At 41.0% G+C, this 18,998-nt stretch carries 15 protein-coding genes and 1 pseudogene; 6 read left to right on the plus strand and 10 right to left on the minus strand.

Going from position 1 to position 18,998, the window contains the following annotated elements:
- Window positions 1-108: 108 nt before the first annotated feature.
- The 5 genes from ACJZU6_RS14165 to ACJZU6_RS14185 all read left to right on the plus strand — a co-directional run bounded on the left by ACJZU6_RS14165 (window position 109) and on the right by ACJZU6_RS14185 (window position 4,252).
- Window positions 109-1,119, plus strand: coding sequence for an ornithine carbamoyltransferase (locus ACJZU6_RS14165; RefSeq protein ID WP_408900468.1), 1,011 nt, complete (start codon window positions 109-111; stop codon window positions 1,117-1,119).
- A 430-nt stretch (window positions 1,120-1,549) separates the two neighbouring features.
- Window positions 1,550-2,479 (plus strand): aspartate carbamoyltransferase, encoded by a 930-nt coding sequence (gene pyrB / locus ACJZU6_RS14170; protein WP_080158556.1) that lies wholly within the window; start codon window positions 1,550-1,552, stop codon window positions 2,477-2,479.
- Between the two features lie 15 nt (window positions 2,480-2,494).
- A complete protein-coding gene (pyrI, locus tag ACJZU6_RS14175) occupies window positions 2,495-2,962 on the plus strand; it encodes an aspartate carbamoyltransferase regulatory subunit (RefSeq protein ID WP_080158557.1) in 468 nt (155 codons plus the stop codon).
- A gap of 307 nt (window positions 2,963-3,269) precedes the next feature.
- Window positions 3,270-3,755, plus strand: a complete 486-nt coding sequence (locus tag ACJZU6_RS14180) for an arginine repressor (protein ID WP_080158558.1) — start codon at window positions 3,270-3,272, stop codon at window positions 3,753-3,755.
- A gap of 110 nt (window positions 3,756-3,865) precedes the next feature.
- Complete coding sequence (locus tag ACJZU6_RS14185; RefSeq protein ID WP_107276434.1) at window positions 3,866-4,252, plus strand: Rid family detoxifying hydrolase; 387 nt, start codon at window positions 3,866-3,868, stop codon at window positions 4,250-4,252.
- 55 nt (window positions 4,253-4,307) lie between these two features.
- On the opposite strand, the gene idi is transcribed toward ACJZU6_RS14185, so the two are convergent.
- The 8 genes from idi to nudF form a co-directional block, all read right to left on the minus strand.
- Entirely contained in the window at window positions 4,308-4,841 is a 534-nt protein-coding gene (gene idi / locus ACJZU6_RS14190) for an isopentenyl-diphosphate Delta-isomerase (RefSeq protein WP_107276433.1), read from the minus strand.
- A 149-nt stretch (window positions 4,842-4,990) separates the two neighbouring features.
- On the minus strand, window positions 4,991-5,716 hold the full coding sequence (locus ACJZU6_RS14195; protein WP_408900469.1) for a 1-acylglycerol-3-phosphate O-acyltransferase: 726 nt from the start codon (window positions 5,714-5,716) through the stop codon (window positions 4,991-4,993).
- A gap of 164 nt (window positions 5,717-5,880) precedes the next feature.
- Window positions 5,881-8,160 carry a DNA topoisomerase IV subunit A gene (gene parC, locus ACJZU6_RS14200; RefSeq protein ID WP_080158562.1) on the minus strand — a complete coding sequence of 760 codons (2,280 nt, stop codon included), beginning with the start codon at window positions 8,158-8,160 and terminating at the stop codon, window positions 5,881-5,883.
- A gap of 80 nt (window positions 8,161-8,240) precedes the next feature.
- Complete coding sequence (gene parE, locus ACJZU6_RS14205) at window positions 8,241-10,124, minus strand: DNA topoisomerase IV subunit B (protein WP_408900470.1); 1,884 nt, start codon at window positions 10,122-10,124, stop codon at window positions 8,241-8,243.
- A 215-nt stretch (window positions 10,125-10,339) separates the two neighbouring features.
- Window positions 10,340-10,918: an esterase YqiA gene (yqiA, locus tag ACJZU6_RS14210; protein ID WP_080158564.1), complete on the minus strand. Its 579-nt coding sequence runs from the start codon at window positions 10,916-10,918 to the stop codon at window positions 10,340-10,342.
- A complete protein-coding gene (cpdA, locus tag ACJZU6_RS14215; RefSeq protein WP_080158565.1) occupies window positions 10,918-11,742 on the minus strand; it encodes a 3',5'-cyclic-AMP phosphodiesterase in 825 nt (274 codons plus the stop codon). Before cpdA ends, yqiA begins: the two co-directional genes overlap by 1 nt.
- A 40-nt stretch (window positions 11,743-11,782) precedes the next feature.
- Entirely contained in the window at window positions 11,783-12,211 is a 429-nt protein-coding gene (locus tag ACJZU6_RS14220) for a DUF1249 family protein (protein ID WP_080158566.1), read from the minus strand.
- 32 nt (window positions 12,212-12,243) lie between these two features.
- Window positions 12,244-12,879 carry an ADP-ribose diphosphatase gene (gene nudF, locus ACJZU6_RS14225; RefSeq protein ID WP_080158567.1) on the minus strand — a complete coding sequence of 212 codons (636 nt, stop codon included), beginning with the start codon at window positions 12,877-12,879 and terminating at the stop codon, window positions 12,244-12,246.
- A 319-nt stretch (window positions 12,880-13,198) separates the two neighbouring features.
- Between nudF and tolC the strand changes: the two genes are divergently transcribed.
- Window positions 13,199-14,497: an outer membrane channel protein TolC gene (tolC, locus tag ACJZU6_RS14230; protein WP_080158568.1), complete on the plus strand. Its 1,299-nt coding sequence runs from the start codon at window positions 13,199-13,201 to the stop codon at window positions 14,495-14,497.
- Window positions 14,498-14,565: 68 nt separating this feature from the next.
- On the opposite strand, the gene hldE is transcribed toward tolC, so the two are convergent.
- Window positions 14,566-15,996 carry a bifunctional D-glycero-beta-D-manno-heptose-7-phosphate kinase/D-glycero-beta-D-manno-heptose 1-phosphate adenylyltransferase HldE gene (gene hldE / locus ACJZU6_RS14235; RefSeq protein WP_408900471.1) on the minus strand — a complete coding sequence of 477 codons (1,431 nt, stop codon included), beginning with the start codon at window positions 15,994-15,996 and terminating at the stop codon, window positions 14,566-14,568.
- Window positions 15,997-16,061: 65 nt separating this feature from the next.
- A pseudogene (gene glnE, locus ACJZU6_RS14240) lies at window positions 16,062-18,955 on the minus strand (bifunctional [glutamate--ammonia ligase]-adenylyl-L-tyrosine phosphorylase/[glutamate--ammonia-ligase] adenylyltransferase).
- Window positions 18,956-18,998 lie beyond the last annotated feature (43 nt).

Below are 18,998 nucleotides of genomic sequence, written 5' to 3' on the forward strand. Positions count from 1 at the left end.
AATAAAAAATAAGATACACATATTATTAACATTAAATATTTTTGAGTAACTCAACTATAACATAAAAGATTCAGTCGAAGAGATACTGAACCTTAAGAGGGATACATCATGGCTTTTAATCTTCGTAATCGTAACTTCCTAAAATTACTTGATTTCACTCCTCGTGAGATTCAACATTTACTTGAACTATCGGCTGAATTAAAAAAAGCAAAATACAATGGTTATGAGCAACCACGCCTTAAAGGTAAAAACATTGCGCTGATCTTTGAAAAAACCTCAACCCGTACGCGTTGTGCATTTGAAGTTGCCGCTTTTGATCAAGGCGCTCAAGTTTCTTACTTAGGTCCTTCAGGCTCTCAGATTGGCCATAAAGAATCAATGAAAGACACCGCTCGTGTATTAGGTCGTATGTACGATGGTATTGAATACCGTGGTTTTGGACAAGCTATTGTTGAAGAACTTGGCGCATACGCAGGAGTGCCAGTATGGAATGGTTTAACTGATGAATTCCATCCAACGCAAATTTTAGCAGACTTCCTAACGATGCAAGAACACGGCCGCGGCAAAGCATTACATCAAATATCATTTGCTTACCTAGGTGATGCACGCAATAACATGGGTAATTCATTAATGGTTGGTGCTGCAAAAATGGGGATGGATATTCGCCTTGTCGCACCAAAAGCTTTTTGGCCTGATGCTGAACTTGTCGCTCAATGTCGTGAGATCTCCGCTGAAACAGGCGCTAAAATCACCATGACAGAAGACGTTCAGGAAGGTGTTCAAAGGTGTGATTTCCTTTATACCGATGTGTGGGTTTCTATGGGTGAAGCCAAAGAAGCATGGGCTGAACGAATCAATTTAATGCTGCCATACCAAGTCAATATGGCAATGTTAAAAGCAACGGGTAATCCACATGTGAAATTTATGCACTGTTTACCTGCTTTCCATGGTGAAGATACCACAGTTGGAAAAGAGCTTGCTCAAGCTTACCCTATGCTGTCTAAAGGGGTAGAAGTAACCGATGAAGTGATTGAATCTGACCACTCAATTGTATTTGATGAGGCAGAAAACCGTATGCATACTATTAAAGCGGTAATGGTAGCAACACTGGGCAACTAAGTGACTATCAACAACAATAATGTTTAATACCCTGCCGTTCGCTTGAACGGCAGTTGCATATTTTTGCAGACATAAAATTCAATACAAAATAAATATCTTTATTTTTCATACAAATAAGAACAGAAAACACCAAAAATCACATAACTAAAATTGCATAAAAATCCGTAGATTGAATAGTTAACGCAAACGCTTGCGCCATAAAAAATAGACGGTATAATCCTTGCAATTTGCCTAGCAAGAGATAAAAAATGAACCCTGCAATCAACTCGACATTAACTCGCAGTAATCATCCTTTGATGATGGTTTGTTATTTTATTTTTCCTATTTTTCAAAAAAAAGCCTCCTTTTAATAGGGGGCTTTTTTTTGCCTAAAATTTAGCAAACAACAACCGTATTTCAATTTAATCAAACCATCATAGGGAAAGAAGCCATGGCTAATTCGCTGTTTAAAAAGCATATTATTTCTATACCAGAGCTTAATCGTGCTGAACTAGAGCTTATTATTGATACAGCTGCGAGACTAAAAGCCGAACCTAACCCGACCTTACTTAAAAATAAAGTCGTCGCTAGTTGCTTCTTTGAACCATCGACCCGTACCCGTCTTTCTTTTGAAACCGCTATCCAACGCCTAGGTGGCACAGTGGTCGGTTTTGATTCACCAGGAAATACATCGCTGGCGAATAAAGGCGAAACATTATCTGACTCAGTGCAAGTGATTACTTCTTATGTTGATGCATTTGTTATGCGTCATCCGCAAGAAGGGGCTGCACGTTTAGCGTCTGAGTTTTCTAATGGTGTACCTGTTATCAATGGTGGCGATGGTGCAAACCAACACCCAACCCAAACCTTGTTGGATCTGTTTACTATTCATGAAACCCAAGGTCGACTTGATGGTATTAATATCGCCTTCGTTGGTGATTTAAAATATGGCCGTACCGTACACTCATTAACTCAAGCATTATCAAAGTTTAATGATGTTAAATTCTTCTTTATTGCCCCTGAAGTATTGGCAATGCCGGATTATATTTGTGAAGAATTGGATGATGCAGGTATCAGTTACAGCTTGCACAACAACATGGAAGACGTCATTCCTGAGTTAGATATTCTTTACATGACTCGTGTTCAAAAAGAGCGTTTTGATGAGTCTGAATATGTGCATATGAAAGCCGCTTATATTTTAACCGCCAACATGTTAGAAAGCGCTCGTGACAACCTAAAAGTATTACATCCACTGCCAAGGGTTGATGAAATCACTGTCGATGTCGATAAGACTAAATATGCTTACTTCTTCCAACAAGCAGAAAATGGTGTTTATGCGCGTCAAGCGTTACTGGCTCTTGTACTTAATGAAACTTTATAAAAAGGTGTGATGATCATGGTTAAGGAAACCCAACTAAAAGTTGAAGCAATTAAAAACGGTACTGTTATCGATCATATCCCAGCCAATATTGGTATTAAGATTCTTAAATTATTTAATATCGATGGTACAAATGAGCGTGTCACTATCGGGCTTAATTTGCCATCTTCTGCGCTAGGTGCTAAAGATCTAATTAAAATTGAAAATGTGTTTGTCACTGAAGATCAAGCCAATCAATTAGCGCTTTACGCACCAAAGGCAACGGTTAATCAAATTGAAAATTATGAAGTAGTTAAAAAACTAAATTTATCACTACCTGAATTTATCAGTGCTATCTTCAAATGCCCAAACAGTAACTGTATATCACACGGCGAACCCGTTAACAGTGGCTTTAAAGTGCTGACTAAAAAATCAGATATTCAGCTAAAATGTAAATACTGCGAAAAAGTGTTCTCACGCCAAATCGTCACTGAATGTAATAGCTAATATTACTATTCACTCCTCTTACCCAGTAAATACACTTTCAATAACAAAGCGTAAGCGCTGGGTATGTTTTCCTCTACAAGATCACAGATTTGTTATTAATTAGCCATATTCAATAACGTTAATCAGCATCACATTGCCATTATTCACTACAATAACTCCATCTTACGTTTGTTATTTGGTGATAATGGTCATATCACCACTATATTATAATTGATATTATCCATATGAAATAATGCGCACATTGCCGCGCCGATAATTTATATCGCCAACCCATTATTGATCCATACATTGCCAAGGAGTGACTTCAATGGATATCCAACCCCCAGCAATCGATCATCATTATTGTAATGATAATATGACATCAGCATGTAAACGTTTATTACAACAACAAAGCTTTACAACGCAAGATGATATTCGGTATCAATTAATTGAATTAGGCTTTCACGATATCAGCCAATCAACAGTATCACGGCTATTACTACGCTTAGGCGTGGCGAAAGTACCCAATGCTGCGGGGAAAAAAATTTATTGCCTTACCACCGAAAATGAACCGATTAAAATTAATGCATCCATTGCATCACAAATAGAATTTGTCAGTCATAACCAACTTGTTGTGGTCATTAAAACTCACCCTGGTAGTGCACAATTAGTGGCACGATTAATTGATATGCAGCCTCATGTGGATATTTTAGGCACCATCGGTGGCAATGATACGGTGATGGTTGCACCAAAAGACATAACACGAATCAACCAATGCCTACAGGTAGTAAAACATTGCTTAGGGTTGAAATAGCGATTGATTACGATGATCATTAGTTGAATATAAGCGTTATTGCCCCCATATTAATTAACACTTAAAGGCGATTACTTGTGCCTTTTTATGATCATTAAATAGGATAAATCATGACAAAAATTCTTCATACAGAGCAAGCACCAGCAGCAATCGGTCCTTACGTACAAGGTGTTGATCTTGGTAGCATGGTGCTAACATCAGGCCAGATCCCTGTTAACCCACTAACAGGTGACGTTGCAGAAGACATTGCCGCTCAAACACGTCAATCATTAGATAACGTTAAAGCAGTTGTAGAAGCATCAGGCTTAGGCGTTGCTGATATCGTGAAGATGACTGTATTTGTTAAAGATCTAAATGATTTTGGTGCAGTAAATGAAGTTTACGGTGCATTTTTCGATGAACACAATGCGCCTTACCCTGCTCGCTCTTGTGTTGAAGTTGCGCGTCTACCTAAAGATGTAAAAATTGAAATTGAAGCGATTGCTGTACGTAAATAATCGTTAAAAAAGCGATCACGAGACTGAAATTAGTGATCGCTTTTTATTATTAGAATTAAGAATAAGACTGTTCAGCCATTGCAAATACCTGCGCAAACCATGCGGTAAATAACTGCGGGGCTTGTTGTAATTGCAACTGCAACTCCGCGATAGACCACCAACGATAAGCCATCACTTCAGCAGTATTAGGCGTAAACACCAAACCATCACCCTCTGCGATCAGCACATGATCTAACTCATGCTCAATTAACTGTTGATCCAATGTCGCGTAATAACAAAAATGACCCACATCGATTAAGTGGGTTGATAACGTAATACCCATTTCTTCTTGTAAGCGACGAATACCCGCTTGGCTAAATGACTCCCCTTGACGAGGGTGAGAACAACAAGTATTGGTCCACAAACCACCGCTATGGTATTTCTCTAGTGCGCGTTGATGTAATAAATACTCACGCCCAGAGGGAGTATCACGATAAAGTAATACTGAAAACGCCAAATGCAATGTGCCATCACGGTGAGCCTGCATTTTTTCTTGTAGACCAAGTTCATGGCCTTGTTCATCTACTAATACTACATATTCTTCAGTCATGATTATCTTCTACTTTTATATCAAAATATTGCTTTTTGTTATTTATTAACAATAAAACAAAACAAGGACATGTTCATAAAACATGTCCTTGTTAATGATGCTCATGTTATATCTTTTGGCTATATTTATTAAGCTTTAAATAGATACAGTTAATGATTATTGCGTTGAGCTACTTCTTGATCTAATTCTGCTAGCTTCACAGCCATTAGATCACGACTTTGAGTTAATAAGTTACGAACATCTTCTTTACCCAAGCCAACCGTCGCAATCGGCTTCATTACCTCAACGATCACAAGGCCATTATCCCAACGGTTTAGTTTTACGTTATCAGTTGAACTACAAACAATGGGTACAACAGGAACTTGAGCACCGATAGCGGCATGAAAAGCGCCTGTTTTAAAAGGCAATAAACCACGTCCACGAGAGCGTGTACCTTCAGGGAACATCCATACTGAGACTTTATTTTTTTTAATTTTATCCACAACCTGACCAATAGTGCCAACCGCTTTACTGCGATTTGCACGATCAATAAGAATGTTACCTGTGATCCAGTATAATTGCCCAAACAATGGGATCCAGACTAAACTTTTTTTACCTACGGTTACTGTTCGCTGCATAATTGCACCAGAAACAGTAAATAAATCATAAGTATTTTGGTGGTTAGCAATATAAACCGCTGGACCTACTTGATCAGCACCTTCAGCATAACGGATTTCAAGTTTAATCCCGACAACCCGCGACATTTTGCTAAAAAGCCGCCCAAAAGTATAAACATGTTTAGGGTTACGAGGGCTAAATAAGCAATAACCACAGCCAAAGACAAAGGTTACAATCGCAAAGATCGCGACCGCAATCATGCGTAAAATATAAATCATTCAAACACTCCTCAGCGTACAAGTGTGCGCCAGTATACCCACAGCAAAGAAAATTACACCTGTTATATGGATCTATAACGTTATAATCAACAACACAACCTACACACATAAATCATTAAAAAACCCTCAATAAAAAGAGGGCTTTATGGTATCTATCACCGTCATTAACTGTCGGTTAATTGATCATCGGTTGCTGTTTGCGGAGAATCAATTTCAATATCAGTCACACGTTGCAAGCCTCGTGGTAACATTGAGCCTCGACGTCCTCGCTCACCACGGAAGTTCTCAAGATCACTTGGTTTCAGACCTAACTTTCGCTTACCGGCATACAAGGTGACATGACTATCAGCTGTGATCACCATCAAATACGACAAAAACTCTTCACGGGCTTTTGCGCGTGCTGATGGAATATTAATGATCTTATTCCCCTTGCCTTTACCCAACTGTGGTAAATCTTTAATTGGGAATAATAGCATTCGACCTTCATTAGTGATGGCCATGATTTGATCATTATTAATATCAGCAATAGGCTGCGGTGGCAGCACTAAGGACTTTTCAGGTACGGTTAATAAGGCTTTACCGCTCTTATTTTTCGATACCATATCACTGCTCTTACAGATGAAACCATAGCCTGCATCGGATGCCATTAGCCATAATTGATTATCATCAGCCATCATTACCTGTCGCATATTGGTGCCAGGCGTCAGATTTAAACGACCAGTAATCGGCTCACCCTGGCTACGTGCGGATGGTAAACTATGAGACTCAAGCGCATAACTACGACCATCTGAACCTAAGAATATCGCGGGTTGATTACTCTTACCTCGCGCGTGTGCAAGGTAGTTATCACCTGATTTATAATTAAGTGTATTAGGATCAACATCATGCCCTTTCGCATGACGGATCCAGCCTTTTTCAGACAGAACAACCGTGATCACTTCACTTGGCAGTAAATCACGCTCAGTCATGGCTTTTGCTTCTGCTCGTTCAATTAATGGAGAACGACGATCATCACCATACTTTTCAGCATCAGCGATCATTTCTTTTTTAATTAAAGTATTTAAACGACGCTCAGAACCTAATAGCTTTTCAAGTTGTTCGCGTTCTTTGGCTAATTCGTCTAATTCGCCACGGATCTTAATTTCTTCAAGCTTGGCTAACTGACGCAGTTTAATTTCTAGAATTGCATCCGCTTGGGTTGTACTTAAATCAAAGCGTGACATTAATTCAGCTTTGGGATCATCTTCACTACGAATGATCTCAATCACTTCATCAATATTTAAATATGCCGCTAATAAACCTTCCAAAATATGTAAACGGGCGATCACTTTATCTAAACGATACTGCAAACGGCGACGAACAGTACTACGGCGGTACTCAAGCCATTCTTTAATAATCGTCACCAAGCCTTTAACTTGTGGACGACCATCTAAGCCCAACATATTAATGTTCGCACGAAAACTTTTTTCTAAATCTGTTGATGCAAATAAGTGGTTCATTAACTGATCGCAATCAATACGATTAGTACGCGGCACAATCACGATTCGAGTTGGGTTTTCATGATCCGATTCATCACGCAGGTCTTCAACCATTGGCAATTTTTTAGCACGCATTTGCGCCGCAATTTGCTCCAATAATTTGGCCCCTGATGTCTGATGAGGCAACGCGGTAATAACAATATCACCGTTTTCTTTATGCCAAATAGCGCGCATTTTAACGCTACCACGCCCAGTGGCGTACATCTTCTTCAAATCAGATTTTGAGGTAATGATTTCAGCTTCAGTAGGATAATCAGGACCTTGAACAAATTCCATTAATTGCTCAAGATCAGCATTAGGATTATCGATCATGTGTACCGCAGCATTAGCTACTTCACGTACGTTATGCGGGGGAATATCTGTTGCCATACCAACCGCAATACCAGTAATACCATTTAATAGAATATGAGGTAATCGTGCTGGCAACATTTTAGGCTCAAGTATAGTACCGTCAAAGTTAGGTACCCAATCGGCTGTGCCTTGGTTTATTTCAGATAATAGGATTTCTGAAAAACGCGATAAACGTGATTCAGTGTAACGCATTGCAGCAAAAGATTTGGGATCATCAGGCGCACCCCAGTTACCTTGACCGTCGACTAACGGATAACGGTAAGAGAAAGGCTGTGCCATCAGTACCATCGCTTCATAACACGCAGAATCACCGTGTGGATGGAATTTACCTAATACGTCACCAACTGTACGTGCCGATTTTTTATATTTTGCTGTTGCGTTCAAACCTAATTCAGACATCGCATAAATAATACGACGTTGTACTGGTTTTAAGCCGTCACCAATAAAAGGCAAGGCACGATCCATGATTACATACATGGAATAGTTTAAATAAGCGTCTTCAGTAAACTTTCTAAGTGGAAGCTGTTCAACGCCATCCATAGAGACATCAGTCATCGTGAGATAATCCGTCTTAAATAATGCGATTCGGCAAACATAATGTTTGCCGATTTAAAAATGATATACGTGGGGATGAATTATACTTCCGCCATATCGCCTTTACTTTGTAGCCAATGGCGACGATCTTCTGCGCGTTTTTTACCGAGCAACATATCCATCATTTCATTGGTTTCACTATCATCATCAATAGTTAATTGCACCAAACGACGGGTATTCGGATCCATAGTGGTTTCACGTAATTGCAGAGGGTTCATTTCACCCAGACCTTTAAAGCGTTGCACGTTGATCTTACCGCGTTTGCCTTTTAAACGCTCAAGAATGGCATTCTTTTCAGATTCATCCAGTGCATAAAAGACCTCTTTACCCAAATCGATACGGTAAAGGGGAGGCATAGCAATAAAGATATGCCCAGCTCGTACTAAGGCTTCAAAGTGCTTCATAAATAAGGCACACAACAACGTTGCAATGTGTAAGCCATCGGAGTCCGCATCGGCAAGCACACAGATTTTACCGTAGCGTAAACCACTCAAATCATCACTATCAGGATCAATGCCCAATGCGATTGAGATATTATGCACTTCTTCAGATCCCAACACTTGATCCGATGACACTTCCCACGTATTCAAGATCTTACCGCGTAACGGCATGATGGCTTGATACATACGATCACGGGCTTGTTTCGCAGAGCCGCCCGCCGAGTCACCTTCCACCAAGAATAATTCAGTACGATTTAAATCTTGTTGAGAACAGTCGGCTAATTTACCCGGTAATGCAGGGCCTGAAGCGATCTTTTTACGAACGACTTTTTTACTGGCTCGCATACGGCGATGGGCATTAGCAATACAAACTTCTGCCAATAATTCAGCCAGTTGTGGCCTTTCATTCAGCCACAAACTAAAGGCATCTTTTACAACACCAGAAACAAATGCCGCACATTGACGCGACGATAAACGTTCTTTAGTTTGACCTGCAAATTGTGGGTCTTGCATTTTGACGGAGAGCACGTACGCACAGCGATCCCAAATGTCATCGGCAGTCAGCTTTACACCACGCGGTAACAAATTACGAAACTCACAGAACTCCCGCATAGCATCTAGCAAGCCTTGGCGCAAACCATTAACATGCGTACCACCTTGTGCAGTTGGAATCAGGTTAACGTAACTTTCAGTGATTAATTCACCGCCTTCAGGCAACCATAATAGCGCCCAATCAGCTGCTTCTGTTGCACCACTAAAGACACCGGTAAAAGGTTCTTCAGGCAATAAAGTATAGCCTTTAACACCTTCAGCCAAATAATCTTTAAGGCCATCCTCATAGCACCAACTAACTGTTTCATCAGTTATTTTATTGGTAAATACCACTTCTAAGCCAGGGCATAACACTGCTTTAGCTTTTAAATTACTTTTAAGACGGGTAACTGAAAATTTAGCACTATCAAAATATTTAGGATTCGGCCAAAAATGAACTTTAGTCCCTTTAGCGCGACGACCACAAGTGCCAATCACTTCTAATTCAGAGACTTTATCGCCATTTTCAAATGCGATTTGGTACACTTGACCGTCACGTTTAACCGTCACTTCAACCCGATTAGAAAGGGCGTTAACAACTGAAATACCTACCCCGTGCAAACCACCTGAAAATTGGTAGTTCTTGCCCGAAAATTTACCTCCGGCATGCAATTTACATAGAATAAGTTCAACCCCAGAAACCCCTTCTTCTGGATGGATATCTACCGGCATACCACGACCATCATCAATCACTTCTAATGATTGATCGGCATGAAGAATGACTTCAACTTTACGAGCATGTCCAGCCAAGGCTTCATCGACACTGTTATCGATAACTTCTTGACCGAGGTGGTTAGGTCTTACCGTATCGGTATACATACCCGGACGGCGGCGTACTGGCTCAAGGCCATTTAGAACCTCAATGGCTCCAGCGTTATAGCTTTGATCTGTCATATCACGGAAATTTACGGGAAAATTTTACAAACAATAGTCAGTAACCCTCGCGTTGTTGTCAAGCGAGAGTCAGCGGAAAACTCACATTCAGTGAGTGGCGCCTCTTTTTTGGCTTTATTAAAAAGGGGCGTAAACAAGCTATTCATTTATGCTAATGCACAGAACTTGATTTATAGGGTAGCCTATCTCGTTACTCAATGAACAGATAAGTCAGGTTATAACCCTAAGAATTGAATAATGGTGGCGGGAAAACGTTCAAAATCACAAAAACCATGATCACCATCAGCCTCAATTGTTAACCGACAGTGTGCATATTTTAATGCTGCTTGGCGATAATCAAGCACTTCATCACCTTGCTGTAATAATACCCATAATAATTGCGGTTGGGTAATATTGAGCACTTCAAGCGCTTTCAATTGTTCAATATGCTGAGTCTCCAATACATAGTGTTCACCACTGTATGGATTCTGTTGCGGCCCAAGAAAATCAACTAACAATTGATATGGCTTAACCGCTGGATTAACCAACACGGCAGGCAGTTGATAGCACTCACTGAGCCAGGCACTTAAATAGCCCCCCAAAGAACTTCCGACAACACCAATGGTATAGTGGTCTTGGTACTGCTCAATGAGTTGTGTAAGGTATTGGCTTGCCTCAGCAGGATAGCTTGGTAATTGAGGAGCAACAACCTTTATATCCGGTCGGTGTTCGTCACAATACGCTATCATTTGCTGGGCTTTCAATGATAATGGCGAGCTATTAAAGCCATGTAAGTAAATCAATAATGATGGCATTAGTAACCAGCTGCATCTAGTTTGGGTTTAAATTGATCACCACTAATGCGATGAACGCTGGTGATGATACGTCCATCTTTAGTCAGTTCTAAATAACGCCAACCCGGATTATTATGATCTAATGCAAAATCATCAGAATCTGGCATAAACTGAATACACGTAGATGGTGTCGCCAACACACGCACATCATGGTACATACGATCTAAATCTTGGTGAATATGACCGCACAATACCGCTTTCACTTGCGGGTGGCGATCAATCACATGCCATAAACCACTATTATTATGCAGTTGATGTTGATCAAGCCACGCACTACCCGCTTCTAGTGGATGATGGTGTAATAAAATCAAAGCATGCCGCTCAGGATAGCGGGTCAGAGCGTTCTCTAATAATAGCAATTGCTCCGCACTTAATTCACCATGCGGTACACCTTGTACTTGGCTATCGAGTAAAATCATTTGCCAATAATCACCCACTAATACCTGTTGCTGAGGCTTAATTTGCTCACTCGGTAAAATGGATTGCATTGTCGGCTGAAAATCATGATTTCCAGGTAACCAAAAACACGGTTGCGACCAACGTGAGATACCATCAGCAAAACGCTGATAAGAGTATGGAGTATGGTCTTGAGAAATATCACCCGTGGCTACAATAGCATCAAAATGGCGCGCGGCAATATCTACCCCAGCGAGCACGGCATGAAAACTTTCTTTGGTTGCCACGCCAAGCAAAGAGCCTGAACCATTGGCAAACAAATGAGTGTCAGTAATTTGCAGAAGAACCACACTTTCGGGGTTAGTCTGCGGCAGCGAATAGGTCTGCAAAACGTAAAAAACCTTGTCTATTCTGAGCAATTAAGTTCAATTAACAAACGGATTGTTTACTAAGCCCGTGGCGTAAACAATGCTTCAACCAGTCACCTAAGAAAAGGTTGACTTGATGTTTCTCATTTTTTTGATGCATACGCAAGTTAGGATAATCATATATTGGCTTGAGACGAGAAATCTGTTGAGCAGCACACACTTCTGCTACCTTAGCGTCATGGTATAACCGCACAGTTAATAAGGGGGCTAGATACTCAGCCACTGCCTTACTCTCAACTAAACCTAATGTTACCACTGTGGTGTAACGTGTTGTTTCAATAACTTCTAACTGGTATACATCATCACACACTAGGTATACGTGTTTATCTCCAACAGCATCACTGCGAGGCAATAACGGAAGGAGTTTAGCGTAATTGGTTTCATACAAGCGCATTAGGCTTGTCAAATCAACAGTATACCTTTTATTCAAATCATTCCCCTAGGATTATAAGATAATTTATTTTATGCCTGTCGCAAACGTTGATGATGAAGTTGCAGCCATTGTAATGCGATAATTGTAGCTGCGTTTTCAATTTTACCAGATTCTAGCCATTGATAAGCCTGATTTCTGGAAACAACATGTACACGAATATCTTCTGATTCACTCGCAACCCCGTGTATCCCTTGGGCTAAACGACTATCGACCTCACTAATAAAAATATCAAGTATTTCAGAACAACCACCAGAGCTAGACAAATAACGTGAAATCTTTTCAGTTTTACCAAGCACTAAACCCGATTCTTCAGTTGCTTCTCGACGTACCACTTGTTCTGCTGATTCATCGTCATGATCAAGCATACCAGCCACAATTTCTAACTGCCATGGCTGACAATTAGCCGCTAACGCACCCACGCGAAACTGTTCAATCAATACCACTTGGTCACGCACAGGATCATAGGGTAAAACGGCGGCGGCATGACCACGTTCAAATAATTCACGCTCAAACTCTCCGCTCCAACCACCAGCAAACAGCTTATGCCGTAAACGGTATTTGATCATTTTAAAAAAACCGTCATATACTGTCTTGGTTGATATAACCTCGACATCATTCCGATGAAATGTCTGAGACATAGATAAATTATCTGATCCTTTAGTCATGATTTTCTCCTTTGACGATAAATATCAATTAAAAGTTCATCAACTCCAACCGATATTGTATCAAACTTAAGTAATATTCCTTGTAGTTATACTTTAAGTGTAATATTCCACTTTTAATGTTTAAACAATTAAATATCATGTATCTTTTTGACACGGTGTTTATTAAATCGATTACAATAAGTTTATTATCGAATGTTAGAATACAGTCATTAGGTAAAACTACGTAATGATCAGTTTCAAGCAAGCCTGCTTCAGGTAAACTGGCGCTTGCACTATTTATACATTCCCATTTTTGTCAGCAAGACCAGGAAAGGCATCCATGAAAAAATTGCTTCCAATCATTATTAGCCTTGCAGTTGGCTCAATGAGTCAATCAGCATCGGCTGACGATCTCGCTCAGATTTATCAGCAAGCCAAGCAAAATGATCCACAACTTCTAAAAGCCGCGGCCGATAAAGATGCAGCTTTTGAAGCAATCAATTCTTCACGTAGTACCCTTTTGCCACAAATTAATCTTTCTGCAGGCTACAACACCTACTACCTTGACTCAAAAGAAGGCAAGGATAACGGTTTCAATGCTGGCGTAACATTAAGCCAGTCACTCTATAACCGCGCTAGTTGGGTTGGTCTTGATATTGCAGAAAAGCAAGCTCGTCAAAGTGATGCAGCTTACGCAGTTACGCAACAAGGTCTAATCTTACGTGTCTCTACAGCGTATTTTAATGTGTTAAAAGCGCAAGATGATTTGAAGTTTGGTGAAGCAGAAAAAGCAGCGGTTGGTCGTCAACTAGAGCAAATGAAACAACGCTTTGAAGTAGGTCTATCTGCAATTACAGACGTTTACGATGCACAAGCACAATACGATACTGTATTGGCGTCTATCATCGTTAAGAAAAATACTCTTGCTAATAGCTACGAAGAATTACGTGAAATCACTGGTCATGCTTATTCATCACTAGATCTATTAAATACCGCAAGTTTCTCAGCAAGCAAGCCTAAGCAAGCGGCTGATAATCTAGTTAAAGATGCAGAAACTGAAAACTTGACCTTACTCGCGTCACGCATCGGTCAAGATATTGCTCGTGATAATATTTCATTAGCAGATTCAGGACACTTACCGACCTTATCATTTGAATCTGGTTATCAATACGATGATACAAGTCGACTAATGAGCCCAGATGAAGGCAACCTAAGTGCTGGTATTCGAATTGATCTTCCTGTGTACACGGGCGGTAATACCACATCTCAAGTAAAACAAGCACAATATAAATACGTATCGGCAAGTGAAGATCTAGAAGCACAATACCGTTTAATCGTAAAAGATGTACGTAACTACTATAACAACATTAATGCAACGATTGGTTCAATCAATGCATATAAACAATCTGTTGTTTCTGCAAAATCAGCATTAGAAGCAACAGAAGCTGGTTTTGATGTCGGTACACGTACGATTGTTGATGTACTAGACTCAACCCGTAGCCTATACTCAGCTAACAGTGAACTTGCTAATGCGCGTTATGATTATATCCTGGCGCAATTACAGTTAAAGCAAGCGGTAGGCACACTTAGCGAACAAGACGTGTTAGATATTAATACAGGTTTAATTCAAACTAAATAAGCCATTAATATCAATATAAAAAAAGCGCCTAACGGCGCTTTTTTTGTGCGTGATAAATAATTCGAAAATTAACCACGTCCACCGCGAATAGCTGCAATTATTTTTGAAGTTGAACAACCATCTTCAAAATTAAGCACTAACACTTGACCTCCCGCCGCAATCACTTCTTTACCACCTGCAATTTGTTCAGGGGTGTAGTCACCACCTTTAACTAAAATGCTCGGTAATACTTCACTGATTAATCGTTGTGGTGTCTCTTCAGTAAACGGTACCACCCAATCCACAGCGCCTAATCCAGCTAATACCGCCATACGACGATCTTCTGGATTCACTGGACGTCCAGGACCTTTTAAGCCTTTAACGGAATCATCAGAGTTTACCGCTACAATAAGTCGATCGCCCAATTTTGCCGCTTCTGTTAAATAGGTAACATGGCCTGCATGCAAAATATCGAAACAACCGTTAGTCATAACAACAGTTTCACCACGTGCACGTGCCGCTTTCACCGCATCAACTAATGCTGATTCAGAAATAACCCCAAAACCGGTATCTTGACTACCATGAATTGCTTCAGTTAATTCAATCGTCGATAACGTTGATGTACCTAACTTCGCTACCACCACGCCCGCAGCCGCATTCGCGAGTTTGCATGAATCAGATAACGATTTACCTGCAGATAATGATGCTGCCAGTACCGAAATAACCGTATCACCTGCACCCGTGACGTCATAAACTTCTTGCGCAAGGGTTGGCATATGTAACGGCTCACACCCTTTTTCAAGTAAGGTCATGCCATGTTCAGAGCGAGTAACCAGTAAGGCTTCAAAATCAAATTGTTCGATCAGTGCCATGCCTTTTTCAACTAATTCTTGATCTGAATTTACACAACCAACAACGGCTTTAAATTCAGATAAATTAGGTGTCAGTAACGTCGCACCACGGTAGCGTTCAAAGTCAGTTCCTTTAGGATCAACTAGCACTGGTAAGTTTGCTCCACGTGCCAATTGAATCATCGCTTGAACATGGACTAATGCACCTTTGGCATAATCCGATAAGATCACCGCTTTCGCATTCACTAGCGCAGGCTGCATTCGTTCAAGTATTAATACAGGATCAACATTCTGAAAGCCTTCTTCAAAATCTAATCGAATCAACTGCTGACCACGGCTCATCACCCGTAATTTAGTGATAGTTGGATATTCAGCCAATGCAACAAAATCACTATTCACATTGAGTGACGATAACTTTTCCGTTAATGCTCGTGCTGGCTCATCTATACCAGTTAAGCCGATCAATTTGGCATTGCCTCCTAACGCAGCAATATTCATTGCTACGTTTGCCGCGCCTCCTGGGCGCTCTTCAATCTGATCAACCTTAACCACAGGCACTGGTGCTTCTGGTGAAATACGTTCAGTGGGACCTGTCCAATAGCGATCTAGCATTACATCGCCAACAATCAATACCTCTGCTTGGTTATAATCAGGCAGCGTCAGTTTCATTTCTTTCTCCGAGAATATGGCAACGTTCGAATATTAGCATAAACTAAAATCAAGGGGCATCGTGATCACAACGAAACCTGACAAGGTTCAAGCCATTGCTGCCATACCTGTTCCACCGTCTGTCGCATTCCAATAAATTGCTGGTGATCAACATAAGCGGGTAGCCCCAATAAACTTAATCGATGAATGGCATTACGCATATCACAATAAGCTTGTTGTAATTGAGTAACAGTGGCGCTATCGATAATGTCATAATCGGCCATCGAGTCAAAAATACGCACATTATCAGACCAACGCGTTAAAGCTGGTTGCTGATGGGCATAAGCCAACACTAAATATTGTGCTAAAAATTCAATATCGGTGATGCCTCCTTGGTCTTGTTTAAGACCAAACATACCCGCTTTTTTCTTACCAAGATGGGCGCGCATTTTGTGGCGCATCGTCACCACATCGTTAGCTAATTGCGCCTGATCACGAGCAACTGTTAACACTTGCTGGCGAACATCGGCAAATGCGGTTTGTAATATCACATCCCCATACACCATTCGCGCACGAACCAAAGCTTGATGCTCCCATGTCCATGCTTGTTGCTGCTGATACTCACCAAATCCATTGATTGTCGTTACTAATAATCCAGAAGCACCAGAAGGTCGTAGCCGCATATCAACCTCATACAACACCCCCGATGCGGTTCTGGTTGAGAACAAATGAATGATGCGTTGGGCTAACCGTAAATAAAACTGACGACCATCAATTTCTTTACTGCCAGTGGTATAAACATTATCTGGGCAATCATGAATAAAAACCAAATCAAGATCAGAGCCATATCCCAACTCCCAACCACCAACTTTGCCATAACCAATCACCGCAAAGCCTTTACTTTCACGCTCTAACAAATGACTTGGCTCACCATATTTAGCCGCAATTTGTAACCATGCTTGATTAACCACCGCCGCAATAATCGCTTCTGCCAAATACGTTAAGTGATCACTTACTTTCATTATAGGCAATACACCTGCAATATCAGCAGCAGCAATACGCAATAATTGGGTTTGCTTAAACTGGCGAATCGCCTCCATCTGCTGCTCCATATCCTCTTCAGGAATACGCGCCAGATACTCATGCAATTCATCTTGATAACTGGTGAGTTTTGTTGGCTGATATAAATGCTGAGGATCGAGCAATTCATCAAGTAACAGTGGATATAACGCCAACTGATCAGCCACCATTGGACTGGCTGCACATAATCGAATCAATTGTTTGAGTGCAACAGGGTGTTCAGTTAATAATTCAAGATAGGTGGTACGAGTAGCAATACGAATGATCAATTTCGTTAATCGCGGCAACAGTTGTACGGCATCATCACGTAACACCACTTGCGCCAAGATTTCAGGCATTAAGGTGGCTAACGCTTCACGTCCACGCGGGCCTAAAGTTCGTTTCGATAATTCATGCTTAAAAGACACCAAGTTCTGTGCTTGTAACGTTTGTTGTGGTGCATCAAGCTCAGCTAAAATAGTGAGTAATACATCTTCATTAGTCACCATCGCCCACATTTCATGGTATTGCGTCGCCACATCTTGCTGACTATCTTGCTCATCATGACCAATAATATCGTCGAAAATGGCATGAATAGCGGTCATATGCTGTTCTGTCGTTACCACCAACGCGGCCCAGTCTGGCTCTATCATGGCACAAGCTAATCGTGCTTGATCAAGGGCTTTATCTGGCAATGTTTGGGTCTGCTTATCATCAATCGCTTGCAATAAATTTTCGAGACGACGTAAATGGCAATACCCTGCTGTTAAAATATCGACATCAACTGGCGGTAATAAAGCTAACTCCTTAATTGCAGCAAGGGTTGGTAATAAGCCCCGTCCACGTAAGCTAGGTTCACGTCCACCACGAATTAATTGAAAAGATTGTGCGATAAATTCAACTTCTCGAATGCCACCCGCCCCCAATTTAATATTATTGGTCAGGCCACGCCGACGCACTTCACTGCCAATCATCGCTTTCATACGGCGTAATGACTGAATAGCACTAAAATCAATGTAACGTCGAAACACAAACGGCCGTAGCATTTGGCGTAAACCTTGATATTGCGTAAAGCTTTCTTTACCCATTACCCGTGCTTTAATCATCGCATAACGTTCCCAATCACGGCCTTGTTCTTGGTAATAATCTTCTAATGCAGCGTAGCTCATCACTAATGGTCCACTGTCGCCAAAAGGGCGTAACCGCATATCCACTCGATAACAAAAGCCATCAAAGGTGATGTGATCTAACGCTTTAATCAACCGTTGTCCTAAACGAGTAAAAAACTGCGCATTAGCCAGACTACGACGGCCACCGATCGTTTCTCCGTTTTCAGGATAAGTGAAAATCAAATCAATATCCGACGAAAAATTAAGTTCCCCCCCCCTAATTTACCCATGCCTAAAATAAGCATCGGTTGTGGTTCACCTTGATCATTCATTGGTGTTCCCCACTCAGTACAGCACTGCTGATAAAGCCAATGATATGCTTCCATGATCAAGGCTTCTGCTAGTTGCGACAAACTCGCGAGGCTATGCTGTAAAGGTGCACGATGACTAAAGTCTTGCCACGCAATTAACGTCATATAACGACGTCTAAAATGACGTAAGCTACGCATTAAGCCCATTTCATCGGTTACTTGTGCGAGTTGCTGGCTTAATAACAGACGATAATCAATATCACCACAATGTTGATATTGGTCGAGTAACCATTCTAAGAGGGTTGAATCTTGTACTAGAGAGGCACTAATAAAATCACTTAACCCCAACATGGTATGCAATTCCTGCTTGGCTTCTCCTTGCCATAATGCCAATAGTTGCGGGTGCTTATCAGCTAATTTTCCCCAGGCTAAGTCGGCTGCAGCAACGACATCGCTACAATGATCAATGAGTGGATAAGGTTGTGATTTTTCGGTCGCCATGCGCTGTCCCTTGAACAAGTAACTCGATAAAGAACTCTAATTT

Source organism: Photobacterium piscicola (assembly GCF_046058925.1).
Taxonomy (GTDB): Bacteria; Pseudomonadota; Gammaproteobacteria; order Enterobacterales; family Vibrionaceae; genus Photobacterium; species Photobacterium piscicola.